The organism is Mycobacterium sp. (assembly GCF_004298145.1).
Classification (GTDB): domain Bacteria; phylum Actinomycetota; class Actinomycetes; order Mycobacteriales; family Mycobacteriaceae; genus Mycobacterium.
This window is the reverse complement of the sequence record NZ_SCRH01000041.1, coordinates 1-22550: the sequence shown is the minus strand read 5'-3', so window position 1 is coordinate 22550 and position 22550 is coordinate 1. Positions and strand designations below refer to the sequence as shown.

25 protein-coding genes and 2 pseudogenes are annotated in these 22550 nt (G+C 64.7%); 10 read left to right on the top strand and 17 right to left on the bottom strand.

The annotated features are described in order from the left end of the window. Positions 1–2 precede the first annotated feature (2 nt). Positions 3–662, top strand: coding sequence for a cutinase family protein (locus EPN51_RS16875; RefSeq protein WP_293044601.1), 660 nt, complete (start codon positions 3–5; stop codon positions 660–662). A gap of 12 nt (positions 663–674) precedes the next feature. Here EPN51_RS16875 and EPN51_RS16870 read toward each other — a convergent pair whose 3' ends face one another. Further along, positions 675–1451 carry an Rv3717 family N-acetylmuramoyl-L-alanine amidase gene (locus EPN51_RS16870; RefSeq protein WP_293044599.1) on the bottom strand — a complete coding sequence of 259 codons (777 nt, stop codon included), beginning with the start codon at positions 1449–1451 and terminating at the stop codon, positions 675–677. A 75-nt stretch (positions 1452–1526) separates the two neighbouring features. On the opposite strand from EPN51_RS16870, the gene EPN51_RS16865 reads away from it, so the two are divergent. Continuing rightward, positions 1527–2696 carry an acyl-CoA dehydrogenase gene (locus tag EPN51_RS16865; protein ID WP_293044597.1) on the top strand — a complete coding sequence of 390 codons (1170 nt, stop codon included), beginning with the start codon at positions 1527–1529 and terminating at the stop codon, positions 2694–2696. On the opposite strand, the gene EPN51_RS16860 is transcribed toward EPN51_RS16865, so the two are convergent. The 3 genes from EPN51_RS16860 to EPN51_RS16850 all read right to left on the bottom strand — a co-directional run bounded on the left by EPN51_RS16860 (position 2685) and on the right by EPN51_RS16850 (position 4387). Beyond that, positions 2685–3218 carry a TetR/AcrR family transcriptional regulator gene (locus tag EPN51_RS16860; RefSeq protein WP_293044605.1) on the bottom strand — a complete coding sequence of 178 codons (534 nt, stop codon included), beginning with the start codon at positions 3216–3218 and terminating at the stop codon, positions 2685–2687. The two genes, EPN51_RS16865 and EPN51_RS16860, sit on opposite strands and share 12 nt — an antisense overlap. A 105-nt stretch (positions 3219–3323) precedes the next feature. Then, positions 3324–3869 (bottom strand): carboxymuconolactone decarboxylase family protein, encoded by a 546-nt coding sequence (locus tag EPN51_RS16855; protein ID WP_293044595.1) that lies wholly within the window; start codon positions 3867–3869, stop codon positions 3324–3326. Further along, positions 3866–4387: a carboxymuconolactone decarboxylase family protein gene (locus EPN51_RS16850; protein ID WP_293044593.1), complete on the bottom strand. Its 522-nt coding sequence runs from the start codon at positions 4385–4387 to the stop codon at positions 3866–3868. Before EPN51_RS16850 ends, EPN51_RS16855 begins: the two co-directional genes overlap by 4 nt. A gap of 417 nt (positions 4388–4804) precedes the next feature. On the opposite strand from EPN51_RS16850, the pseudogene EPN51_RS16845 reads away from it, so the two are divergent. After that, positions 4805–5009, top strand: a pseudogene (locus EPN51_RS16845) (serine/threonine protein kinase); the annotation flags it as partial. An 81-nt stretch (positions 5010–5090) separates the two neighbouring features. Then, positions 5091–5975: an HNH endonuclease gene (locus tag EPN51_RS16840; protein WP_293044591.1), complete on the top strand. Its 885-nt coding sequence runs from the start codon at positions 5091–5093 to the stop codon at positions 5973–5975. Between the two features lie 38 nt (positions 5976–6013). Here the strand turns inward: EPN51_RS16840 and EPN51_RS16835 are convergent, their stop codons facing one another. The 5 genes from EPN51_RS16835 to EPN51_RS16815 form a co-directional block, all read right to left on the bottom strand. Next, on the bottom strand, positions 6014–6550 hold the full coding sequence (locus EPN51_RS16835; RefSeq protein WP_293044589.1) for a class I SAM-dependent methyltransferase: 537 nt from the start codon (positions 6548–6550) through the stop codon (positions 6014–6016). Positions 6551–6584: 34 nt separating this feature from the next. Next, on the bottom strand, positions 6585–7754 hold the full coding sequence (gene hxsC / locus EPN51_RS16830) for a His-Xaa-Ser system radical SAM maturase HxsC (RefSeq protein ID WP_293044587.1): 1170 nt from the start codon (positions 7752–7754) through the stop codon (positions 6585–6587). Next, complete coding sequence (gene hxsB, locus EPN51_RS16825; RefSeq protein WP_293044585.1) at positions 7742–9205, bottom strand: His-Xaa-Ser system radical SAM maturase HxsB; 1464 nt, start codon at positions 9203–9205, stop codon at positions 7742–7744. Before hxsB ends, hxsC begins: the two co-directional genes overlap by 13 nt. A 287-nt stretch (positions 9206–9492) precedes the next feature. Continuing rightward, a complete protein-coding gene (gene hxsA2 / locus EPN51_RS16820) occupies positions 9493–9789 on the bottom strand; it encodes a His-Xaa-Ser repeat protein HxsA2 (RefSeq protein WP_293044584.1) in 297 nt (98 codons plus the stop codon). A 379-nt stretch (positions 9790–10168) separates the two neighbouring features. Next, complete coding sequence (locus EPN51_RS16815; protein ID WP_293044582.1) at positions 10169–10621, bottom strand: VOC family protein; 453 nt, start codon at positions 10619–10621, stop codon at positions 10169–10171. 151 nt (positions 10622–10772) lie between these two features. Here EPN51_RS16815 and EPN51_RS16810 point away from each other — a divergent pair, with 151 nt between their 5' ends. After that, complete coding sequence (locus tag EPN51_RS16810; RefSeq protein WP_293044581.1) at positions 10773–12041, top strand: cytochrome P450; 1269 nt, start codon at positions 10773–10775, stop codon at positions 12039–12041. Positions 12042–12048: 7 nt separating this feature from the next. On the opposite strand, the gene EPN51_RS16805 is transcribed toward EPN51_RS16810, so the two are convergent. Continuing rightward, the gene (locus EPN51_RS16805; RefSeq protein ID WP_293044579.1) at positions 12049–13383 is read right to left on the bottom strand and encodes an adenylate/guanylate cyclase domain-containing protein; all 1335 of its coding nucleotides are present in this window, start codon (positions 13381–13383) and stop codon (positions 12049–12051) included. Between the two features lie 66 nt (positions 13384–13449). Continuing rightward, positions 13450–14052 carry a TetR/AcrR family transcriptional regulator gene (locus EPN51_RS16800; protein WP_293044603.1) on the bottom strand — a complete coding sequence of 201 codons (603 nt, stop codon included), beginning with the start codon at positions 14050–14052 and terminating at the stop codon, positions 13450–13452. 69 nt (positions 14053–14121) lie between these two features. Here EPN51_RS16800 and EPN51_RS16795 point away from each other — a divergent pair, with 69 nt between their 5' ends. Then, complete coding sequence (locus EPN51_RS16795) at positions 14122–14544, top strand: DUF1707 domain-containing protein (protein WP_293044578.1); 423 nt, start codon at positions 14122–14124, stop codon at positions 14542–14544. A 32-nt stretch (positions 14545–14576) separates the two neighbouring features. Here the strand turns inward: EPN51_RS16795 and EPN51_RS16790 are convergent, their stop codons facing one another. The 3 genes from EPN51_RS16790 to EPN51_RS16780 all read right to left on the bottom strand — a co-directional run bounded on the left by EPN51_RS16790 (position 14577) and on the right by EPN51_RS16780 (position 16830). Continuing rightward, positions 14577–15029, bottom strand: coding sequence for a type II toxin-antitoxin system VapC family toxin (locus EPN51_RS16790; RefSeq protein ID WP_293044576.1), 453 nt, complete (start codon positions 15027–15029; stop codon positions 14577–14579). Next, complete coding sequence (locus EPN51_RS16785) at positions 14984–15253, bottom strand: type II toxin-antitoxin system prevent-host-death family antitoxin (protein WP_293044574.1); 270 nt, start codon at positions 15251–15253, stop codon at positions 14984–14986. Before EPN51_RS16785 ends, EPN51_RS16790 begins: the two co-directional genes overlap by 46 nt. Before the next feature lie 101 nt (positions 15254–15354). Next, positions 15355–16830, bottom strand: coding sequence for a serine/threonine-protein kinase (locus EPN51_RS16780; protein WP_293044573.1), 1476 nt, complete (start codon positions 16828–16830; stop codon positions 15355–15357). A 254-nt stretch (positions 16831–17084) separates the two neighbouring features. Between EPN51_RS16780 and EPN51_RS16775 the strand changes: the two genes are divergently transcribed. Continuing rightward, on the top strand, positions 17085–18470 hold the full coding sequence (locus EPN51_RS16775; protein WP_293044571.1) for an FAD-binding oxidoreductase: 1386 nt from the start codon (positions 17085–17087) through the stop codon (positions 18468–18470). Positions 18471–18520: 50 nt separating this feature from the next. On the opposite strand, the gene EPN51_RS16770 is transcribed toward EPN51_RS16775, so the two are convergent. Further along, complete coding sequence (locus EPN51_RS16770; protein ID WP_293044570.1) at positions 18521–18922, bottom strand: nitroreductase family deazaflavin-dependent oxidoreductase; 402 nt, start codon at positions 18920–18922, stop codon at positions 18521–18523. 86 nt (positions 18923–19008) lie between these two features. Between EPN51_RS16770 and EPN51_RS16765 the strand changes: the two genes are divergently transcribed. Beyond that, entirely contained in the window at positions 19009–19593 is a 585-nt protein-coding gene (locus tag EPN51_RS16765) for a TetR family transcriptional regulator (RefSeq protein ID WP_293044569.1), read from the top strand. A gap of 244 nt (positions 19594–19837) precedes the next feature. Here EPN51_RS16765 and EPN51_RS16760 read toward each other — a convergent pair whose 3' ends face one another. Continuing rightward, entirely contained in the window at positions 19838–20503 is a 666-nt protein-coding gene (locus tag EPN51_RS16760; protein WP_293044567.1) for a TetR/AcrR family transcriptional regulator, read from the bottom strand. Positions 20504–20624: 121 nt separating this feature from the next. Here EPN51_RS16760 and EPN51_RS16755 point away from each other — a divergent pair, with 121 nt between their 5' ends. Further along, the gene (locus tag EPN51_RS16755; RefSeq protein ID WP_293044566.1) at positions 20625–21938 is read left to right on the top strand and encodes a cytochrome P450; all 1314 of its coding nucleotides are present in this window, start codon (positions 20625–20627) and stop codon (positions 21936–21938) included. 15 nt (positions 21939–21953) lie between these two features. Next, positions 21954–22364, top strand: a complete 411-nt coding sequence (locus EPN51_RS16750; protein ID WP_293044564.1) for a nitroreductase family deazaflavin-dependent oxidoreductase — start codon at positions 21954–21956, stop codon at positions 22362–22364. Positions 22365–22369: 5 nt separating this feature from the next. Here EPN51_RS16750 and EPN51_RS16745 read toward each other — a convergent pair. Continuing rightward, a pseudogene (locus EPN51_RS16745) lies at positions 22370–22550 on the bottom strand (thioredoxin-disulfide reductase); the annotation flags it as partial.

The following is a 22550-nucleotide window of genomic DNA, read 5'->3' as shown; positions in this document are numbered from 1 at the left end:
CCGTGTCCGGTTCCGTCATACCCGCCGCCTCGGCCCAATGCCCGGACGTGCAAGTGGTCTTCGCCCGCGGCACCGGCGAAGCCCCGGGCGTGGGACCCACCGGACAAGCCTTCGTCGACGAGCTGCGCCAACGCGTCGGCAATCGCTCTTTTGATGTCTACCCGGTCAACTACCCCGCCACCGACCAGTGGGACACCGGCCTCGACGGCATCAGGGACGCGAGCACCCACGTGGTCTCGATGGCCCAGGACTGCCCCAACACCAAAATGGTGCTCGGCGGCTACTCCCAGGGCGCGGCGGTCATGGGCTTTGTCACCTCGGCCGCCGTCCCCGACGGCGTCGACCCCGCCACCGTCCCCAAACCGCTGGATCCCGCCGTGGCCAACCACGTCTCCTCGGTCGTGCTCTTCGGCATGCCCAACGTGCGGGCCATGAACTTCCTGGGCGAACCCCCGGTCGTCATCGGCCCGACGTACCAGGACAAGACCCTCAAGGTGTGCGCCACCGAAGACCCCGTCTGCTCCGACGGCATGAATTTCGCCGCCCACCGCACCTACGCCGACGACGGCTCCATCATCGCCAAAGGCGTCACCTTCGCCTCCAGCCACCTCGGCACGGGCGGGCCGGCGACGCTGCCGACGAGCGGGGGCTTCGGCAGCTGAACGGCCGACCGGCTAGCTGCTCGCGGCTTTGGTGTTCAGAAAGGCGACTATCCCCCGGGTGACCGCGACGGCGTATTTCGCCCGGCCGTCCGCGCTTTCCATCCGCGCGGCGTCGCCCGCGTTTTTCATGTTGCCGAGTTCGACGAGGACCGCCGGGTACTGAGCGAGGTTCAGCCCGGCGAGGTCGTCGCGACCGTACAAACCGTCCGAGCCGATGTAGTTGGCCGGGGGTAAACCCGACTGGGCCAGGGCATCCCGCATCGCATGGGCCAGCTGCACGGCGGGACCGGTCTGGACGTCGTTCAGCGGCGGGCTGGAGTAGTTGACGTGGAACCCGCTGCCCGACGGGGGCCCACCGTCGGCGTGGATACTCACGATCGCGTCCGGGCGCATGGCGTTGGCCGCCGCGGCGCGTTGGTCGATGCACGGGCCGACGCCGTTGTCGCCGTCGCGGGACAGCTGGGTGCGGACGCCCACCTGGTTCAGCGCGTCGCTGATCAGCCCCACCACCACCCAGGTGAACGCGTGCTCGGGATAGCCGTCGTCGGCCGCGGCGCCCGAGGTTTGGCACGGCTTGGTACCACCGCGGCCGTTGGGAACCTGCTGGTTGATCGACGCGTCGTTCACGGCGTTGTGGCCGGGGTCGAGGAAGACCGACATCCCGGCGACGCCGGCGGTCGCGCGCGGGACGGGCAGGACGGCGGCGCTCAAGACCACCGGTATGACACCGGCGATCTTCAGGACGTCGCGGCGTGCGATGGATCGCAAACCACCGGGGCGATCGCTCACCGCGCGATGGTAGCAATCGGCGCTGGATCCACGCCGCCACAATTACATACTAAAAAGTATGTTACGGTCAGGGACGTGTCCGTGGTCGAAAGCCGCGCCCTGCACGGCATCACCGGCGAATTCGTCGCGCGGCTGGCCGATCGCGCCGCGGAGGCCGAGCGGTTGCGGCGGCTGCCCGCGGCGACGGTCGACGATTTCAAGCAGACCGACCTGTTCCGGTTGCTGCTTCCGGCCCGGTTCGGCGGCCTTCAAGCATCCTTTCCCGAACTGCTGCAACCGATTCGGCGGATGGCGCACGGCTGCGCCTCGAGCGCCTGGACGCTGGGTTTCTACGCGCTGCACAACTGGATGCTGTCGTTGTTCGATCCGCGGGCGCAGGAGGAGGTGTTCGCGTCGGGTCCGGTGCTGGCGCCGGCTCCCCTGGCCCCGACCGGGCGTGGCACCCCGGCCGGCGGCGGCGTGAGGGTGACGGGCAGGTGGTCGTGGGCGACGGGCGCGATGGATGCCGACTGGGTGATCGTCGGCGCGCTGATCGAGCGCGAGGACCGCATCGATCCGGCCCTGGTCGTGGTGCCCGCCGGCCAGGTCGAGGTCGTCGACACCTGGCACACGGCCGGCATGCGCGGCACCGGTTCGCATGATCTGCTCATCGACGACGTCCTCGTCCCCGAGCATCGATCGGTCGCCGTGGCCGACATCTACGGCGGGACGGCGCCCGGCGCGCGTGAGCACGGCGTCCCGACGTATCGGTGGCCGATGGTTCCCGCGCTGGCGCTGACGGCGTCGATGCCCGTGCTCGGGACCGCGGAACGGGTGACCGAGCTCTTCGCCGAGCGGCTCAGCGGGCGGGTGCTGGCCTACAGCGGGGTGGCGCAAAAGGATCAGCCCGCCGCGCAGATCCGGCTCGGCGATGCCCGGATACGGCTGAACGCGCTGCGCGCGTTGGTCGCCCAGACCGCCGACGATATCGAGGCGATCGTCGTCAGCGGCGAGCGCGTGAGCCGATCGGTGCGGGCCGATGCCCGGCTGGCGGCCGCCCGCACCGTGCACGAGTGCCGGGCGATCATCGCCGATCTGCTGGAGGCGTCCGGCGCCGGCGCCCACTTCCTGTCCAGCCCCCTGCAGCGCGCCAAGCGCGATGCGGACATCGCCGCGGGGCATGTCGTGTTCGACTACGACACGAGTCGAGAGTTGGCCGGGGCGTTGGCGATTGGCGCGAAGATTTCCCCGATCTCAATGATCTGAGCGCGCGACGCTCGCCTCGGTCAGCATGAGGTCAAGGAACCGTTCCTGTTGGGCCAGCGATTGCGCCTGCTCGGCCGAGCCGGTGAGGTGCAGCAGCCCGATTCCCGCGGCGAAGGTCAGCTCGGCGCGCAGCCTGGCGTCCTCGGGGCTGAAACCGTAGTCGCTGTAGGCCTTTATCACGGTCCGCAGCAGGAGCCGGTCGGCCGCGCGGATGTTGTCGGCGGCGACCGGGTCCAGGCGAGCCCATTCGCGCATCGCCCGCTCGAGCACCCAGTACTGGGGGCTGACCAGCGTGAGCGTCAGGGCCGACAGGCGTTCTCGGGGTGGCAGCTCGTCGAGCTTGGACAGCGCCTGGCGGTCGCGCTCGAGAAATGTGTTCCACGATTCGACCAGCGCGGCCCGGTAGTGGGTGATGTCCTCGAAGTGCCAATAGAAGCTGCCACGAGTGACACCGGCCTGGCGGCAGAGGCGCTCGACTTTGAGTGCGCGCACGCCCTCTTCGGCAAGCACGGTGTAGCCCACCTCGAGCCAGTCCTCCGCTGATAGGCGCGTCGACGGCTGCTTTCGCACCACCACACCGTGCAGGTTACGGGAAACATCCCTGGTCGGAGGGAAGATCAGGCGATCTCACCTCGTCGGCGGCACGGGGAGTCGGGCGGTCTCGTCGAGGTCGACGTCGAGCGCGTTGAGCATCAGCGCCAGCCCCGCATATCGGTTGATGACCATCAGCGCCTCGATGGTGGCCTCCGAACCGAGGGCCGTGTGCACCCGATCGAGAAGCGGTGCCGCGACGCGGCGGGTGGTCACCAGCTCGGTCGTCAGTTGCAGGACGGCCAGCTCGGTGGCGTCGAAATCGCCGGTTCGCCAATCGGATTCGGAGGCCAGCGCGTCGATGCTGGCCCTGTCGAGGCCGACCGTTTGTGCGACGTCTTTGTGTTGGCCGAGCTCGTAGGCGCAGTCCATGAGATACGCGGTGCGCAGGACGATGAGTTCGCGCAGCCTTCTCGGCAGCACCGGGCTGGTCAGGGCGGCATCGCCGGCCACCATCCAACTGGTGAACACCTTCTCGGCGTTGGCCAGTGCGCGGTACACGTTGAGATTGCCACGCCGCGCGGTCAATTCGCGGGCGAGTTCGGGCATGTGCTCGGGTGGGCGGTACGGGATGCGGGTCATGCGGGGGCGTCGATGTCGAGGTCGACGGCGTTGAGCACCAGCGCCAGACCGTAGTAGCAGCTGACGATCATCAGTAGTTCGGTGAGCGCCTCGTCGCCGAGCAGGGTGTGGGCTTTGGCGAAGGAGTCGTCGGACAGCCGGCGGGTGGTGCACAACTCGGTGACGGTGTCGATGACGAGGCGCTCGCTGTTGTCGAACCCGGCCGCGTCGAGGGTCGCGTTGTTTTGGAGGGCGTCGATCTGTTGGTCGGTCAGTCCCGCGGCGCGGGCGAAGATCACGTGCTGGGCGAGCTCGTAGGGCGAGTCCTGCAGATGGGCCACCCGGAGGATGATCACCTCTCGCATCCGCGGGGTGAAGGTCGGGCTGTCGAACAGCCCGCCGGCCATCTGCGCCCATTCTTCGAAGATGTTGGGGGCGTTGGCGATCAGTCGTAGCACGTCGAGGGTGCCGGGGCGGGTGAGGAGCTGCCGGAGGTGTTCGGGTTGCTCGTCGGCGTCGGCGAGCGGCATTCGGGTCACGCTTATTCCTTTTCGTCGCGGGCTCCTCGAGCTTAGTTCCCGACCTGGCGGTCCGCTGAAGCCGCCACTTTCGGGGACGCATCGGTGGCCTCCGCGGCGGATCGTGTCATCCACGCACCAATCCACACCGTGACCCGCACGTTGACGCGCAAACTGTGTTGCGGCACAGGGCCGTTGCCTCCCTCTGCAGTGGAACATGCGGTTGCGAAATCTGCTAGCTGAGGGTTCTATCGCTTTCGAAATTCGCCTGCGAGGGTTCCAGCTTCGCGTCGTCAGCAACACCGCCACCCGGCTCGTCAATGACACCCAGGCCGATCTGGTGAAGAACCCGGAGCCGACCATCCAGGCGCTCACCGACGTGGGACCCGATCTCATGCGTGAACGGGAACGTCGGCACATATCCCATAACCGTGCTAGCGCTATCCCAATGTGAGACTGCTCTGGTCAGGTGTCTGGTCGACGTTTTCCGCCAGACTTTTGGGTTACCGTCGCGGGCATAACCTTCGCCGACTCCGCCGGCCCACTGGTCTGGTGCCGGTCCCAAGGATTTGACCGAGACCACTGCGCAGCCAAGCTCATCAGCACGACGCACCCTGAGCCGGGAAGCACGGCATACAACTGATTAAGGGACGAAAACAGAGGAACGTTTAACGCGACGGCAAAACCGCCATTCATCCAGCGTGCTCTGTGACAAACTCCTTGCGTGGATAGTGAAGTCGAGCTGCGTCTCCGTCGTCTCATCTTCGACAAACTGTCCGACCTCGTCGCAGAAAATGGCGTGGTCAGCAGGACCCAACTCGAATCTCTGCAGGTCGGAGACGAAACGCATCGGCTCATCGATCAAAGCCGGGGTATCAGAAATCCGAGAAACATGCTCGCAACCCTTTCCGTTGTGTCTAGCCCCGACGGCCCATACTCGGACACCCAAGTCGGCAATGGCCTTCTTGCCTACGACTACCGGATTGGCAGCACCGGCGGCGACAATAGGAAGCTCCGTCGAGCTGCTGAACTCGGCCTTCCGATCATCTTGCTTCGCAAAATCCAGGCCAGCCTGTACGTCCCCGTTTTCCCTGCATACGTCATCAAGGATGATGCTGCTAGCCGACAATTCTTGATTGCCTTCGACGAGAGCTTTCGATCTATAGCCGATCCGCTCCATCTCGAGCCCGTCGAGCGTGAGTATGCAGAGCGCGCGATAAAACAACGATTGCATCAGCCTGTTTTCCGGGGACGCATCATGCTTGCGTACGAGCAACAGTGCACCGTCTGCAAGCTAAGGCACGGCAAGCTGCTCGACGCCGCACACATCATCGGTGACGACAAATCACATGGGCTTCCATTGGTGGAGAACGGATTGAGCTTATGCAAGATCCACCATGCGGCCTACGACGCAAACCTGCTAGGGATTTCACCAGATTACATGGTGCAAATCAACAACGAGGTTATGGATGAAGTCGACGGACCGATGCTTTTGCATGGTCTGCAGGAAATGCATCAGCGCATGATCGCACTGCCTAAGCGGCGCGCTGATCGACCGTCCAAAGACCGGCTAGCGGAACGCTTTGACGAATTCTTGGCGGCAAGTTAAAGTACAAATAATGCGTCAGTATTCAACGCATGATCTCTTCACATTCTGTGAGCAAGCATTCGCACGGTGACTTTGCCGCTATTTGTCGGGCCGGCCAGGCGTTCTTTCAAATATAAGAATTCAAATTCATCTGCGAGGAGGTCCTGGACTTCTCCCTTATCAGGAAGTTGTAAAAAATTACCCTTTCTGTTTGCAACAGTTTCGACGTACAGCAAACCGCCTGAGCGCAAAGAGCATGCGATGTTGGTTAGCAATTTGGTTGCGTAAAAATGGACGTTCAAAGCGCCAATAAACTGGTCTTCTCCGAATGGCCAATCACCGCTGACCAAATCAACCCTACATAATTTAAGGCGTTGTCGGTCGGCTTTCGCCAAATTTTTATTGAAGCAGGCCAGCTGTTCGAGAGCCCTATCGTCTATGTCCGCACATGTTATCCGACAACCTAATTCCTGCAAGGAAAGCGCATGCCGACCATACCCACACGGCGCATCCAATATTTGTCCATCGAGCACCGCGAAAAGCGGCATAAATTTTCTGAATTCCGGAGCCAGGGACCTCTCCGATGTTGCGTCCATAATCTCGGTGTACCTCGTCAGGTCACTTCTCGAATTAAATTGGGGCTATCCCGCGACTCAATTTCGGCCGCCCTGTGGAGAAGAAGCCTGCGCATTCGCGGCGGGCCGAGCAGCTATTGCACTCCTCCACATACATGTTCTTCCAGTCTGAGATGGATTGCACCGAAAAGGGTCGAACGCTGGGATCAAGCACGCAGAGCGGCAGGTTGTAAATCGAAACGTTGACCCCAGCCGTGGAGAGCACGTCAATTCCGACCGCTAACTGTTCTTGATAGTCGAGCGGATCGATCCAAAGCGCATCGTCATTGGCAATCGCAAAGCCGATGTTTTCGAGGCCCATCAGCGCCACATGATCCACGAACGGTAGATTTCGAGCGATCCATGAGCAGGTTTCACGTAGGCGAGGCGCAGTGATGGCGTGGAGCACAATGCGAATTTCAACTCGTTGACCGGAATCCTTCAAACGCAGCACACCAAGAAGGGTCTGGTCGAAAGCCCCCTTCGCTTGTACGACGTAATCGTGTATGTGATCAACGGCCGCATATATCGGTATGCCTGCCGAGAGCTTTGGATGGCGAACCGCTGCCCAAGTGCTCGCAACGTCGGGAGAGGCGAAGGCACGTCCATTAGTTAGCACATGGACCGCGGTGTCCGGCAGCAGATCACGTGTTAATTCCAGGATACCGATGAACCTGCGCCATTCAGTGAGCGGTTCGCCGCCGGTGAATGTCAGAGAGGGCGTCGTGCGATCGATTAGCGGCAGAGTGTCCTCGATCTCATCCATCAGCCAGCCGTCATCGACTAACTTCGGGGGCTGCGAGCACATCAGGCAATAGTTGTTGCAGCGTTCCGTCACGAGGAAAAAGTTGTGTCTAGAGGACCGGCGGTAGAGCACCCGCACCCGGCCGTTTCTTGGTTGGATGCGTAGCACATCGCCTTCGCCGAGCTCGGCGAATCCTGCGGGCAATCGGACGTAGCTCAATGCAGTCCGAGTCGGAGGTTCATCACGACCGATGGCGAGTCGGTAGCCATGAGCTTGCGCCAGTCTCCAATCATCTGGCACCGCAACCAAAGCGGCGTCCCGATCGTCCGCTGCGAAACTCGCCGGCGACCGAAGTCGCCAGGACTGCCGCTCTCCGCTTAGCTTGGCTAGGTCGGCTGCTACCGCACGCCCCGATAAAAGAAGCGGCTTCACTGAGCCCATCTCCGAAGGATTGCAGCGTCCTCCGGGGAATGTTCCAGTAGCTCGAAAAGGTGCGTGATCACACCTTTCTGCCGCTGGCAAAACTCCGATAGCGGCTTGATGCCTAACGAATCTTTCTGCGTCGCATGGTGATAGACGGGATCAGCGCCGCAGTGGGGCTCAAAGACACAGCTTGAGCACTGCGGCGCCGTCTGCGTTAGCGAATCGGCGACCGCCGTAACCAACGTGTCAGACAACACCAAATCTCGATAACTGTGCTCATGTACGGTGCCTAGTTCAAAGGTGCGATCTCCCATCTCTGCAAGCATTCGGGCCTCGTCGGAGGCAAACACCGCACCGTCGTAGTTGTAGACGAGAGCTCCGAGGCCAGCTCCGGCCGGGCTTCTCAGATCGACATATCCGATAGGCTCGTCGCTCAGCATCCGACGAACGATCAGGGCCGAATAGAACTCGGGGAAATGCCGTCCGGACCTATTGATCTCCAGGATGTAGTGGAGACCGCGTTTCCAAAATCGGAGCCAATCCTGGACTCGATATTTGTGAAACTGCTTCGTCTTGATCGCGAAACCGTAGGGAGACATTGGCCGTAGGAAGATACCGTCGAGTCCCTGCCGCAAATATTCGTCGACTACCTCCTCGACGCGATCCAGGCTTGCCTCGGTGGTGGTCATCAAAGCACCGACTCTTCCAGGCCCGAGGCGCTCTTTAATGCGCTCGATACCTGCTACCGCGAGTTCATAGCTGTTCTGGCCCCTGCGCGGCCGGTTCTTGTTGTGGAGGTCGCGAGGCCCGTCGAGCGATGTCGACAAAAGGACGCCATGCTCAGCGCAGAAGTCGAGCACCTCGTCGTCAAGGAGCGCCAAGTTCGTCGTGATTACGAACTGAAGCATCTTCCCGAGAGGGGCTGCCCGCTCCTTCGCGGCCAACACGATCCATTGGATGAGGTCAAAGTTAAGGAGCGGTTCTCCTCCTTGGAACTCGATCTTGATTAGCGGGGCCGGTGCGGACAGCGCGATATCCAGTGCCTTCGAAGCCGTGGCCTGGTCCATGTCGTAGCGTGCGCGGTCCATACTTTGTCGAGATACTTGGCAATAAGGGCACGAGTGTTCGCAACGCAGTGTGACGACAAACAGGTGAAGAGGCGTCGCCGCTCGCAAAAAACTTAGGCGGCTACGCAATCGGAGCGCCAGGAGTTGCTGCTGGGCGTATTGCTCAACCGAGCCGATGAATAGGTTCTCAAACGCGCGCTCATATAGGCCGTCGCCAGGGACGAGATCGAGTGCACAAAGACGGTCCAGTTCGGTTTGGGTCATCTCGATCATGTCACCAACCAAGTTGCCAACAATGAAGCGATCCGCGCCGAGCCGTTCGAAGCGGATAGGCAACAGTTGAAGCGTCGACGCTGTTGGCACAAACGAATCCAGTGGAGCGAAGCCTGCCACAACCGTCACCGTTCCTCTGCCAGAGATCCGAACGCTAGAGCGACGATGACGTCGCGGAGCCGGTCGGTCTCTCGCCTCACCTTCTCCCGAAGATTCTCGTCTGTAACCAGATCTAGGAAGTGGGCACGCAGATCGTCGTCATCAAGCCTCGAAACCCGCGGTGAGAGCCAGCAAACGTATCGCCCGTTCGCTTCGTCTATTCGGCAAGCGGCCTGGCCGATCAGGCGGTAGGCAGCCTCCTGCAGTGCACCAAGCGACTGCGTGGACGAGCTGAAGTCAACGACAATGTCCGACATTTAATACGAGCTGGAAGCGTGCGAAGCATGCGACGCGTGCGATGCATGCGATACGTGTGAAGAGTGCTGCGGCACCATCATGCCGTCGCCCTTCTGATCAACAGTGAAACTCATAAGGTCGCCGCCATACGACGGCTCAACCCCGGTGTTCGTCTCAGCTCCGGCATCGGCCGCCGCCGCTTCGGCGATACGAGCATCGTCGGACTTTGTGGCGTTCGCGATTGCGGGCGCGGCGGCCGGAGCCGCGAGAGCGCCAAGCGCGGTAGCAAGATTCAAAACTTTCGTGGCCTTGCGCATGTACATCCTCTCAGCTAGCCAAACTCGCCGTTTGGCACGCTCATTCTCGGTGGCGTGGCCCGACTGGTCGATCAGAGCGTAGACAGTTCCGCACTTATATGCATCGACAATTGTAAAAATTCCAGTTGCGGGTGGTTCTGATGTACCGCGTCCAGACCAAAGATCTGTGGTACCGCTCTGCTAGAGACCCACTGCCAGCAGCGTCGAGAAGACGCGGCACGGCTAATTCACTCATTCGTATCGAGTAGGTCGTCGCAAGGAGCAGGGTCTCCGTTCAGCGACCACGCGCCCTCAATCAGCAGGCTGCGCTTCTCTCTGTCGGGAATTGGCCGTATGCCGGATCTGACAGCTTCGAGCCGCCAAAGTCAGACTTTCCGAACTACGGTCGCGCAGGCAACGCGTTCAACCACCCGTCCGAAAGCAACTCCAACAACTGCCCATCCGGATCCCGAATCATCGCCGCGCCGGCCGACACTGACGAATCGACCACCGCTCCCCCAAACTCCGCCACCCGAGCCAGCACGCCCGGAAGGTCCGACACCGAGAACGAGATGTGCGTCAGCCCGATCTGATCCATCACCCGCTCCGAGCCGGTATAAACCTGACGCTTCGAGTAGTCCATGAGCTCGAGCACGAACCCGTCGCGCACCAGATAGGTCGCGTGCACGCCGAGCGGCTCGGGCAGCCCCACCAGCTGGGACGTCGCACCATCGGGCGGGTCGAGCTCCCACCAGAACTGGAACCCCAGCAGGCCCTCGTAGAACCGGCGCGACCGCTCGCGATCCGTGACGCACAACCCAACGTGATTGAAAACCGTTCGATGACTACTCAACACAACCTCCGCAGCAAGTCAGACCCCTGACGAACGCAGCCCTACCGAGCATGCTTCACCACGCAGCCCAAACGCGTAATAATGCAAAGATAAACCAATAAGCGCCCGTCACCGCCAACTAAGCAGACCGCTTCCGTGGGAGAGCTTTTCGATGGTCACACGCCCGAACGTCAGCACAGACGCCACAGTCGACTTCGACCATCATTCCGACGCGTTCAACCTCAACGAGCTGGCCGTCAATGCCGAACTGCGGCAACGATGTCCGGTCGCCTGGAACGAGAACTACGACGGCTTCTGGTACCTCAGCAGCTACGACGCGGTCAGCCACACCGCCCGCGACGGCGACACCTTCGCCCACAAATACGAACCCAACGCCCCCGACGGCGTCGACTACCAAGGCGAGATGGGCGTCCCGCGCCCCGACGGCCAACCCGCCCTGGGCATCGGCGAGGTCGACGGCCCCTACCATCAAGCCCTCCGGCACGCGCTGGCCCCGTTCTTCTCCCCCGGCGCCGTCGAGAAGCTCAAGCCCTTCATGGAGCAATCCGCGCACTGGTTCCTCGACCAACAAATCACAACAGGGCAGATGGACCTGGTGCTCGACTACGCCAGCCCGGTGCCGGCCATCCTGACCATGAAGCTGATGGGCCTGCCCTACGACAACTGGCACCTCTACGCCAACCTCTTTCACTCCGTCATGGCCGTCCCCCAAGACAGCGACGAGTACGCCGACGCGATCGCCAAAGTGCCCGCCATGATGCAAGACGTCATCGAATTCGCCACGGCAAGACGCAGCAACCCGAAAGACGACCTGACCAGCTTCCTGCTGCAATTCGAATTCGACGGCCATCGCCTCACCGACGAACAGCTGCTCAACATCTTGTGGAACCTCATCGGCGGCGGTGTGGACACCACCACCTCCCAGACCGCGCTCACGCTCCAACACCTGGGCACCCACCCGGACCTCAGACAGCAACTCATCGACCACCCCGGGCTCTACCGCACCGCCACCGACGAATTCCTGCGCTACTTCTCGGTCAACCAAACCCTCAGCCGCACAGTCACTCACGACGTCGTCCTCGGCGGCCAATGCCTCCACAAGAACGACCGCGTCGTCCTCAGCTGGCTCTCGGCCAACCACGACGAAAACGAATTCGACCAGCCCGACGAGATCATCCTCGATCGCGCACCCAACCGCCACGTCGCGTTCGGGCTGGGGCCGCACCGCTGCATCGGATCGCACCTCGCCCGGCTGATGTCGGCGGTGATGGTCAAGGCCGTCCTCGATCGCATCCCCGACTATCAGGTCGACGTCGAAAACGTCCACCAATACCTGGGCAACCCGAGCATGACCGGACTCGGCAAGCTCCCGGTCACGTTCACGCCGGGAAAGAGCCGGGAAACGCAGCGGCCGTGGTGACCCACCGTTAACGCACGGCCAAGACCGGCCACGGGTCGCGCACACCCCTGAGCGCGTGGCTGCCACGGTCGTCGAAGACGATCCGTGACCCGAGGACTAGTGGCGGAATCGCACCGGACACCAGCACCTCGTCGGGCCCGGCGAGCGCCATGATGCGTGCAGCGATATGGACCGCGATGCCATGCACGTCGTGGTCCATCATCTCCACCTCGCCTGTATGCAGGCCGGCGCGAATGTTGAGCCCCAGATCTTGCACCGCATCTCGAATTGCGCACGCACAGTTGATCGCTCGCGCCGGCCCATCGAACGTCGCGAGCGCGCCATCGCCGGTGAACTTGATGACCTCGCCCCGTGCGCCAACCACGTATTTCTCCACGACCTCGTTGTGCGCATCGAGGGCCACGGTCCACGCCTCATCACCGAGCGCCTCGGCGCGTTCGGTCGATCCGACGATGTCGGTGAACAACACCGTCGACAGCACCCGGTTGGTCGCCGCGGCCGCGCGCGACCCGGTGACAAACGATTCGATCTCGTCGAGCACCCGGTCGCAGTCGCCGGCGAACCACACATTGTCATTCCCGTCGAGCTCGATCAATCGCGCGTGCGGAATCCGTTCGGCGACATAGCGGGGGTGCGCGCCGGTCACGTGGCGGTCATCGCGCCGATGCAGCACCAGCGTCGGCGCCTGGACGCTGTCAAGCACGGGCCGAATGTCGGTGCGCAGGAACAGATTGAAGATGGCTTTGAAGTAACCGGGTCCGCCGGCCAGGCGCTCGCCGCGAGCAAACCAGCGCTGTTTGCCGGCATCGCCGCTCCAACTGGGGGCCAGGAGATCCGCGACGGCACCGGTGCCGACGGTGTCGCCGAAGGAGTCGACATATCGGGTGAACGCGGGTTCGGGCATCCCGTGCGGATAATCGGCGGCCCGCAGAAACCGCGCATAGGGGCTGAAGAGCACCAGCGAACGCACGCGTTGCGGATGGGTTGCCGCCAAAAGCATGACCGGCAGCGCCGACTCCGCCATCCCGAACACCGACGCGCACTTGCTCCCGACGGCGTCGAGCACCGCGACCAGCCCGTCCGTCCAGGCCTGCATCGCCGGAAGGTCGTGGATCGGCACGGCATCGGAACTTCCCATCCCGAGCAGGTCGGTCGTGATCAGCCGGCTGAACGACGCCAGACGGCGCAGGTGGCCGGCGACGGTGGGCTCGTCCCACAACAAGTCGATCGGGAATGTGGCGGTGGGGACGAAGAGAAGATCTGTTCCGTCGTCAGAGGCGAGTTGATAAGCGAGGTGGACATCGCCATCTCGCGCGTAGACCGTTTGGGGAACGGCCGCCATGGGTAGAAGCATGCCACTTCGCCCTGGCTCGGGGAGGAGTCATTCGCCGCTGAGTGCGCCGATCGCTCAAAGCAGTTGCGCCACAACGCCGGCGACCAATTCGTCGGGGGCCTGGGCGATGCCCACCGCGCGCAGGTGTCCACCGATGGCCAGCGACGCGATGCCGTGCACCAGCGACCAGAGCGGCGCGGCCACCTCGCGGGGATCCCGAGCCGCGACGATCCCGGCCTCCTGGCATTTCGCGATCGCGTCGAGTAGGTCCCCGAACGCCTGCTCACCGGCCACGACCACGCCCGGCTGCTCCACCTTCAGCGACTCCGCGCCGAACATCACCTGATAGTGATCGGGATGGGCAACGGCCCAACGCACGTACGCGCGGCCGAGCTCCGTCACCCGTTCCTTCGGATCCGCGACGCGCTCGGCCGCCTCGGCCAACTCGGCGTGTAGTTCGTGGAATCCCTGTTCGGCGACCGAGGCCAGCAGCTCGGCCTTGTCGGCGAAGTGCCGATATGGCGCCGCGGCGCTCACCCCGGCGCGCCGCGCCGCCTCCGTGAGGGTGAACCCTTTCGGCCCCTTCTCCGCCACCAGCGACAGCGCCGCTCTGGTCAGCGCGCGCTTGAGATCGCCGTGGTGATAGCTCTCCCGCCGGCGCGCAGTCGACCGCTTCACAGCCATGTTGACGACATTAACATTAAGGTCTATGTTAATGGCATTCACATCGGTGACCAAGGAAACGACATGACGCTCGAAACCACATCCACGCTCGCCGGCACCCGCGACCGGGAGCGCACGGCCGACCTTCTCGGCCAGGCCCTCGCCCAGGGCTACCTGCAGATCGACGAGTACGACCGACGGCTGCAGACCGTGTTCCAGACGCACACCGCCGAAGAACTGCGCGAACTTCTCGTCGGCCTACCGCTCGATCGCATCCGGCGCCACGATCCCCGCCGGCGCGCCGCCCGCGTCGCCGCAGCCCGTCGCGGACTGCGCGCTCACCTCGCCGCATACTTCACCATGGTCGTCATCGTGCTCACAGTCTGGGCGGCCGTCGCCCTGACCACCGACGCCACCTACTTCTGGCCGCTCTGGCCCATCCTCGGTGCGGGAATCGGACTCGTCAGCCACGCCGTGTCGATACCGCGCAACAAGCACAGTCGTTGACGCCCAACACTCCTCGCAAACGTCGCCGGTCGCTAACTCGCGTCCGCTTGGCCTCGCGGCGAAACGGTCGGCAGCCCCTGCGATTCGGCGGCAGCGAGCAACCGGCGGTCGTATGCGCAGAAGGCGGTAAGGCTCTTTCGATGGACGTGCGCCGTGGCAAGGTGTATCGCGTCGAGAGTGCGCAGTTCGGCAGGCGGGGTCGTGGTCGCGACTGAGGCGATGTCGTCGGTCAGGACAAGGGTGTCGATCGTTGACGCGACATGTCGCGCGAGCGCTACGGCGCTGGGGCCTATTCGTGCGGCTGCTCGTATCAGCTCAATGTGACCGATGGCGTTGGTGGCGAGATGTTCGTCAGGGCGCTCGTTGAGCCAGTCAATCAGGGCCGTTGATTCTTCCTCAGCCGCAATGAGTTTCACTGTGGCCGAGGTGTCCAGGTATATCAACGTTCCGAGCGTTGTTCGTCCAGCACCGAGCTCAGCGACCACCCTTTGATGAGATCGGTAGCACTCAGTGGGACTCGCGGCGCCGTGGCGGGAATCAGCTTGCCTTCGGCGGCGAGTTGCTCACGCGATTGTTCGGCGGGCGCGATCGGCACCAAGCGCGCCACCGGCCGGCCGCGATCGGTGATCTGCACCGTCACTCCGGCCTTCGCCTTTGCCACCCACACGCTGGCATTCTGCCGCAGTTCACGAATACCGATTTTCTCCACGCCCGTCAGTGTAGCACACTATGTGCTACTTTTCTCTCGGCGGGCGGCAGGCCGTTACCCACGTGACCTGGGGTCGAACTACCCCGTTGCGCCCCTGGCGATTACGACGCCGTCGCGTACTGCAGCACGGGTTCCGAGGAATCGACGTGCCCGAAGCTGATGATCCGCAGCCGGTACGGACGCACCTCGTAGACGACGCCGTCGACCGGGTTGGTGACGTCGAATCCGTCCCCCACGCGCTCGGCGTTGGAGAGCTCGATGTTGGCGCCGTCGCGAATCCGTTCGCCGCGGTAGTAGTAAGTCCCGCTCAGGTTTTCGCACACCACTGCCAGCGACTTGGCGGTGCGCACCACGGCGGCCGGTGGATTGCCCGGGTCGCAGCGGGCCGTCTCGCCGACGAACCCTAACTCATCGGCGCCCTTCACGGGACGAGACAGCGTCGGCGTCAGCGGTGGCGGCGGGCTCGACGGGGCCGGAGGCGCGGCCGCCTGAGCCGTCGACGGCGGCGGCGACGGCGAACTGTTGTGCTGAGTGCCGACAACGGATTTCACCGACAACACCAGCCCGGCGATCAACATCACCGCCGCCACCGCGGTCACCACGAGCGGCACGCGGCCCACAGCCAGCCGACGCGCAGGCCGCGGCGGCGCAACAGCCGCCGACGAGCCGTCCCCCGAATCGGCATCCGGAAGCGACACCGCCGGCAACGGGCGCGTCCGAGGCGGACTGTGGCCGGCCCCAACGGAAACCGGTTCGTACGCCGCGAACACCGCGTCGCTGGCGGCCCGGGCCAGTGAGCCGGCTGAATCGAATCGCGCCGTACGCTGTTTGGCCATGCCCCGGGTGATGATGTCGTCGTAATCGCGGCCGACGCCGCGGCGCATGATGCTCGGCCGGGGCGCCGGCGACAGCAGGTGCGCGCTCTTCAGCTCCCCCGCGTCGGCGCCCTCGAACGGCGGCTGCCCGGTGAGGCACTCGTAAAGCACGCACGCCAAGGAATAGACGTCGGTCTGCGGCCCGATGCTTCCCGTGGTGAACCGCTCGGGCGCCATGTAGGTCCGCGAGACCTTCTCGTCCCCGGCGGCCTCGGCGATGCCGAAGTCGGCGAGGTAGGTGAAGTGGTCGTGGGTGAGCAGGATGTTTTCGGGCTTGACGTCCAGGTGCACCAACCCGCCGGCGTGCGCGGCGTCCAGGGCGCGCGCCACCTGTGCGGTGATCGATGCCGCGCGCGAGGGTTCCAGCGCGCCCTGCTCGCGCAGCAGGTCCTTGAGGCTGCCCCCGTCGTCGACCAGGTGCATGTCGATGAAGGGCACGCCGTCGATCTCGCCGAAGTCGTGCAGCGGGAGGACGTGCGGCTCGTCCAGTCGCGTCACCTTGCGGCATTCACGCCAAAGGCGTTGCTGGAAGCCAGGGTCCGCGGCTGTCTCGCCACGTAATAGCTTGAGCGCGACCATCCGGTCCTTAACCGTGTCGTAGGCCCGATAGACCTCGCCCATTCCCCCGGTGCCGATCAGCGATCGCAGCTCGTACGGCCCGAACCGGGTGCCGAGCCGCGAGCCGCGGGACGAGGAGGCCACTGCACAATCCTTCCGCAACGTCGAAGACAGTCCAGCCCGCGTGTTCCCAAATCGGGCATCGACATAACGTGCGCAGGCTCACGCGTGTCGCAACCGCACGGCACCGCCGACGGCCGCTAGGATCGCCCCGCCGGACCCGCGTGAAACCGCGCCAGCCCCACCCTAGCGGCACCGACACCGGCGACCGGGTTCCACCGCCCGGCGCCCCCGATACAGTGAGTTTCTGTCCGACGCGGGAGAAGGTGGGGCCTTCGATGACCGACATGACGGCGCGGTTCGCGGAGATTGTCGGCGCGCACAACGTGCTCACGGGCGACGCCATTTCCGAGGACTACGCGCACGACGAGGTGTTGACGACGCCGCCGCAGACACCGGCGTACCTGGCCAAGCCGGCGACCCCCGACGAGGTCGCGCGGCTGCTCAAAATAGCGTCGGACAACCACGTGCCGGTGACGGCCCGCGGCTCGGGGACCGGCCTGTCGGGCGCGGCGATCCCCCGCGCCGACGGGCTGCTGATCTCCTTCGAGCGCATGAACGCCGTGCTGGAGGTCGACGTCACCAACCAGGTCGCCGTCGTGCAACCCGGGGTGACGCTCACCGATCTGGACACCGCGACCGCCGGCACCGGACTGCGCTACATGGTCCACCCGGGCGAGCTGTCCTCCAGCGTCGGCGGCAACGTCGGCACCAATGCCGGCGGCATGCGCGCGGTCAAGTACGGGATCGCCCGCCACAACGTGCTCGGGTTGCAGGCCGCGCTGCCCACCGGCGAGCTCATCCGCACCGGCGGCAAGATCGCCAAGGTGTCCACCGGCTACGACCTGACCCAGCTCATCGTCGGCTCCGAAGGCACCCTCGCGCTGGCCACCGAGGTGACCGTCAAGCTGCATCCGCGCCTCGACCACAGCGCCACCGTGCTCGCCCCGTTCGCCGACTTCGACCAGGTGATGCAGGCGGTGCCCAAGATCCTGCTCAGCGGCCTGGCGCCCTACATATTGGAGTACGTCGACAACGTGACGATGGCCGCGCTCGTCCATACCCAGAACCTGGAGCTGGGTGTTCCCGACGACGTCCGTGACAGCTGCCAGGCCTATCTCGTTGTGGCCCTTGAGAACCGGAGTGCGGCCCGGCTGGACGAGGACGTCGAGACGACGGGCCAGCTGCTCGCCGAGCTGGGTGCGGTGGACGCCTATGTGCTCGACGGCGGCGCGGCGCGCAAGCTCATCGAGGCGCGGGAGAAGGCGTTTTGGACGCTCAAGGCGCTCAACGCCGACGACCTCATCGACACCGTCGTGCCGCGCGGCGCGATGCCGAAATTCCTCAGCGCCGCACGCGAAATGGCGGTGGCGGCCGGGGGCGCCGCGGCGGGCTGCGGGCACGCCGGCGACGGCAACGTGCATTTGGCCATCTTCTGCCAGGACCCGGCGATACGAAAGAAGCTGTTGACCGACATCTTCGCGCTGGCAATGGAATTGGGCGGGGCGATCTCCGGCGAACACGGGCTCGGCCGCGCCAAAACCCCGTACTTCGTCGAACTCGAGGACCCGGTCAAGGTGGACCTGATGCGCCGCATCAAGGCCGGCTTCGACCCGGCCGGCATCCTCAACCCCGATGTGGTGTTCGCTTCGGGCGGCGCGTAATCCGTTGCAGCGAAACCGCGCTGGACGTCCCGGTCCGTGAGGCCCAATCGTCAACGCGTCGTTGCCAATTGGCTCACGATGTCGAGCCGTAGGAACTCCGGCGCCTTGATCACCCTGCGCAGCACGAACCGGATGAACGCCGGCATGTCGGTCGCGTTGTCGTCGTGGAACACGACCGGGGTGCCGAGCTGGTAGCGCCGCCGCCCGGTCTGCAGTTCGCAGCCGCCCGCGGCGAGGACGTTGCGCACCCAGTCGGTTTCGGAGCCGTACGTCAGCGCGATCACAAATCCGTTGTGGCGGCGGAAAGCCCACAGCGGGGTGCGGAAGGTGCGCCCCGATTTGCGCCCGCGATGGACGACGACTCCCCATCCCGGCGCCCACGGGGCGATGTACCTGGTGACTCGATTGAGGCCGATCTTGTTGGCCCGGGCAACCCATCGTGGTGCTGGCATCTCGCTTAACTCCTCGCTTGGGGAATTTACCAGTCCAGGCTAGGCCTCAACCATCCGGAAGTCAACGACTGTAGAATTCCTGGACTGTGCCCCCCATTGGACGACGCCCGGGCAATCCCGACACCCGGAACGACATCGTGGCGACCGCTCGACGGCTGTTCGCCGATTCGGGCTACGACAAGACCTCGGTCCGCGACATCGCCGCCGGCGCCGGCGTCGACCCGGCGCTGATCCGGCACTATTTCGGCAGCAAGGCCGAGCTGTTCCGGTCCACCATGGGGTGGCCGTTCGACCCGGCTGAGATCCGTGCGCGCATCGCAGACGGCGATCGCGAGGAAATCGGCGCGCGCCTGACGCGGGTGTTCTTCGCGGCATGGGAGCAGCCGGACTCCCGCGCTTCCCTACTGGCGATCCTGCGGGGTGCCGCCACCCACGACGAGTCGGCCGCCCTGGTGGGTCAGTTCATTCAGGGCCAGCTGTACCCGCAGTTGGCCGAGCTGTTGACGGGGTCGGACGCCGAACTGCGTATCGATTTGGCCATGGCCCAACTGCTGGGCATCGCCTACTTGCGCCATGTCCTGCAGGTCGAGCCGATCGCGTCCGCTCCGGCGGACGAACTCATTGCGCGGGTCACCCCGATCGTCACCGCCCATCTCACGCCGCCGCGTTAGACAGTCTCGGGAGCGCCTTGCCCCCGATGTCGCGTTCGCGTCGCGCGACGCGTAATTCGTTGCTGCCGCGGGCCGGGCGCGCAATCCGCCGCTGCCGCGCGACCAGGCGCGGTGCGAAATGCCCGCCTCGTAGCGACAGCGCAGCCTCCCGGCGCGCATTGTCGCTGTGAGGTGGGCAAAAGATGTGCCGTCTCGCGCAGAGACAGAAGTGGCGCGTGTGACTCACCCGCCCCAAAGCAGTCGACTAGCTCGGCTCGGTGACCATCGGCATCAGATAGTTGCGCACGTAGGTGCGGGTGTCGTCGATGGTTGCCAGGTTGATGCTGGTGTGCGGGGTGACGATGAACGACAGCGTCAGCCGGGTGTGCAGTTCGGCGACGGTGCGCAGGTGACGCTCTTGGGCCGCTGTGGTTTTCGACGTGCCGTAGAGCTCGGCGCGCAGCAGCCCTGCGGTGTGCTCGGTCGCGTAGTCCAGGATGGCGCCCGCGTCGATGGTCAGGCTGGGCAGGATCGTTTCGGGCTCGGTGCGCAGTAATTTCTTGAGTAGCGCATGTTCGCGCATGAACGTCACCGAGAACACCGTGCTGTAGACCATCCGGTCTTCGAACGTCTCGGCGTGCGCGCGGGCCTGGGCGCTGCCCTCGAGGTAGCGGCGCGCCTCGGCCAGCACGACGGCATCGACGAGCGCCGCCTTGGTCGGGAACCGCCGATACAGGGTGGCGCGCCCGACGCCGCTGCGCCGCGCGACGTCTTCCATCGTGGTGCGGCGCATCCCCACCAGCTCGGCCTGCTCGACGGTGGCGGCCAGGATGCGGGTGGTGATCTCGTCGGGGTTGTCGACCTGCGCCAGCACGACGGGATCGGGCTCGGTGAGTCGCCGCACGAACTCCGCCGTTCGCGTCGAGGTCACGGATCCCTCCTTGCCCGTTCGTCGCGGTCGTCGTATCGTGGCGATCGAACCATGCGAGACATTGAGAGTCTCATTGTATCGCACAGGTGCAGGAGGGGTTGAGGTTCCGGGAAGGGTCGTTATGCGTGTCGGACTCCGGGCCCGGTGGGCGGCCATGCACGGCGTGCCGCGGGCGTACTTCGCCGTTCAGGCCCGCCGGGGCGACCCGCTGGCCCGGCTGCTGCGCAGCGGAACGGCCGGCGATGACCGCTATGCGCTGATGGAGGAGATCCGGGCGCGCGGACGCGTGGTGCGCTCCCCGTTCGTGTGGGCCAGCGTCGACCATGCGGTGTGTCGACAAATCCTGCGGGACAATCGCTTTGGTGTCACCGCGCCCACCGAGATGGAATTACCCCGTCCGCTGAAGGCGCTCATCGCCAAAACCGACCCCGGCGTCGCCAACCCGGTCGAACCGCCCGCCATGGTGATCGTGAATCCGCCCGATCACACCCGCTACCGGCACCTGGTGGCACAAAGCTTCACCCCGCGCGCCATCGACTCACTGGACACCAGGGTCGCCGAAGTGACCATGGAGTTGATCGAGCGCATCGCCACCACACCGCAGCCCGATCTGATCGCGGACTTCGCGATGCAACTGCCGGTCGCCATCATCGCCGAAATCCTTGGCCTGCCGCCTGATTCCTATCCGCGCATGCTGGGGTGGGGCCGCAGCGGCGCCCCGCTGCTGGATATCGGGATCGACTGGAAGACCTACCGCAACGCCATCGACGGCGTGCGCGGTGCCGACGACTACCTGCTGGACCACTTCCACCGACTGCGCGCCGGCCAGCGGAGCGACAATCCCTTTGGCCGCATGGCCGCTGACGGCTCACTGACCGACCGTGAACTCACCGCCAATGCCGCGCTGATCGTCGGCGCGGGCTTCGAGACGACGGTGAACCTGATCGGCAACGGCATTGTCCTGTTGCTGCGGCACCCCGAGCAATTGGCGCTGCTGCATGACGATCCGGACCTGTGGCCGTCCGCCGTCGAGGAAATCCTGCGGCTCGCCAGCCCGGTTCAGATGACCGCGCGCACCCCGAACTGCGACGTCGAGATCGCCGGCGCCCACATCGCCGCCGGCGACACGGTCGGACTGTTCCTCGGCGGCGCCAACCGTGACCCGAAGGTGTTCACCGACCCAACGACTTTCGATATCACCCGGGCCAATGCGCGCGATCACCTGGCGTTCGCGTCCGGCATCCACGCCTGCCTCGGCGCCGCCCTGGCCCGCATCGAGGGCGCGACCGCGCTGCGCGTACTCTTCGAGAGCTTCCCCGATCTGCGCCTCACCGCACGCCCACAACCGCGAGGGCTGATCAACCTGCACGGATATACCCGACTGCCGGCCCAACTCGGCGGCCGCAGAACGACTTCCGCTAGACTGTCCGTCTAACGATCAGGAGACCTTATGTCCGCCAAGGCTCATCCCAACAGCGCCCCCGGCGTGCCGATGCTCTTTCCGGCCTGGCTCGACCGGTTGCAGATGAAGTACATGAACCCGGTCATGCGGCGAGCGGCACGCTTTCTGCCGACGTTCGTGGTGATCAACCATCGCGGCCGCAAGTCGGGCAAGCCGTATCGGACCGTCGTGAACGCCTATCGCAAAGGCAACCTCGTCGCAATCCTGTTGGGCCACGGCAAGGCCGACTGGGTCAAGAACCTGCTGGCCGCGGGCGAGGCGGATCTGCAGGTTCGCAACCGCGACGTGCACATCACCAACCTGCGGGTGCTGCCCATCGGCGCCGACGGCGACGGGCTGCCCCTCATCGCGCGGCTGGCGCTGCGCCGGGTGGGCGTCCTGGTCGCCGATATCGCCTGAAAACGTCAGCCACGCAACGGCTCTCGACCCATCGCCGGTGTGACGTCGGCGTCCACGTCGGCTTCCTCATTGTCGGCGAGCCAGCGTTCGGCGTCGATGGCGGCCGCGCAGCCGCTGCCGGCGGCGGTCACAGCCTGGCGATAGGTGCGATCCACCAAATCCCCCGCCGCGAATACCCCCTCAATC

What these genes read in the sequence shown, in the direction of transcription:
- EPN51_RS16835 (WP_293044589.1), bottom strand. Translation starts at nt 6,550, where the DNA reads ATGGACGCAACATCGGAGAGGTCCCTGGCTCCGGAATTCAGAAAATTT.
- EPN51_RS16755 (WP_293044566.1), top strand. Translation starts at nt 20,625, where the DNA reads ATGCGTGTCGGACTCCGGGCCCGGTGGGCGGCCATGCACGGCGTGCCG.
- EPN51_RS16855 (WP_293044595.1), bottom strand. Translation starts at nt 3,869, where the DNA reads ATGACCCGCATCCCGTACCGCCCACCCGAGCACATGCCCGAACTCGCC.
- EPN51_RS16795 (WP_293044578.1), top strand. Translation starts at nt 14,122, where the DNA reads ATGACGCTCGAAACCACATCCACGCTCGCCGGCACCCGCGACCGGGAG.
- EPN51_RS16805 (WP_293044579.1), bottom strand. Translation starts at nt 13,383, where the DNA reads ATGGCGGCCGTTCCCCAAACGGTCTACGCGCGAGATGGCGATGTCCAC.
- EPN51_RS16770 (WP_293044570.1), bottom strand. Translation starts at nt 18,922, where the DNA reads ATGCCAGCACCACGATGGGTTGCCCGGGCCAACAAGATCGGCCTCAAT.
- hxsC (WP_293044587.1), bottom strand. Translation starts at nt 7,754, where the DNA reads ATGGGCTCAGTGAAGCCGCTTCTTTTATCGGGGCGTGCGGTAGCAGCC.
- EPN51_RS16775 (WP_293044571.1), top strand. Translation starts at nt 17,085, where the DNA reads ATGACCGACATGACGGCGCGGTTCGCGGAGATTGTCGGCGCGCACAAC.
- EPN51_RS16810 (WP_293044581.1), top strand. Translation starts at nt 10,773, where the DNA reads ATGGTCACACGCCCGAACGTCAGCACAGACGCCACAGTCGACTTCGAC.
- hxsA2 (WP_293044584.1), bottom strand. Translation starts at nt 9,789, where the DNA reads ATGCGCAAGGCCACGAAAGTTTTGAATCTTGCTACCGCGCTTGGCGCT.
- EPN51_RS16750 (WP_293044564.1), top strand. Translation starts at nt 21,954, where the DNA reads ATGTCCGCCAAGGCTCATCCCAACAGCGCCCCCGGCGTGCCGATGCTC.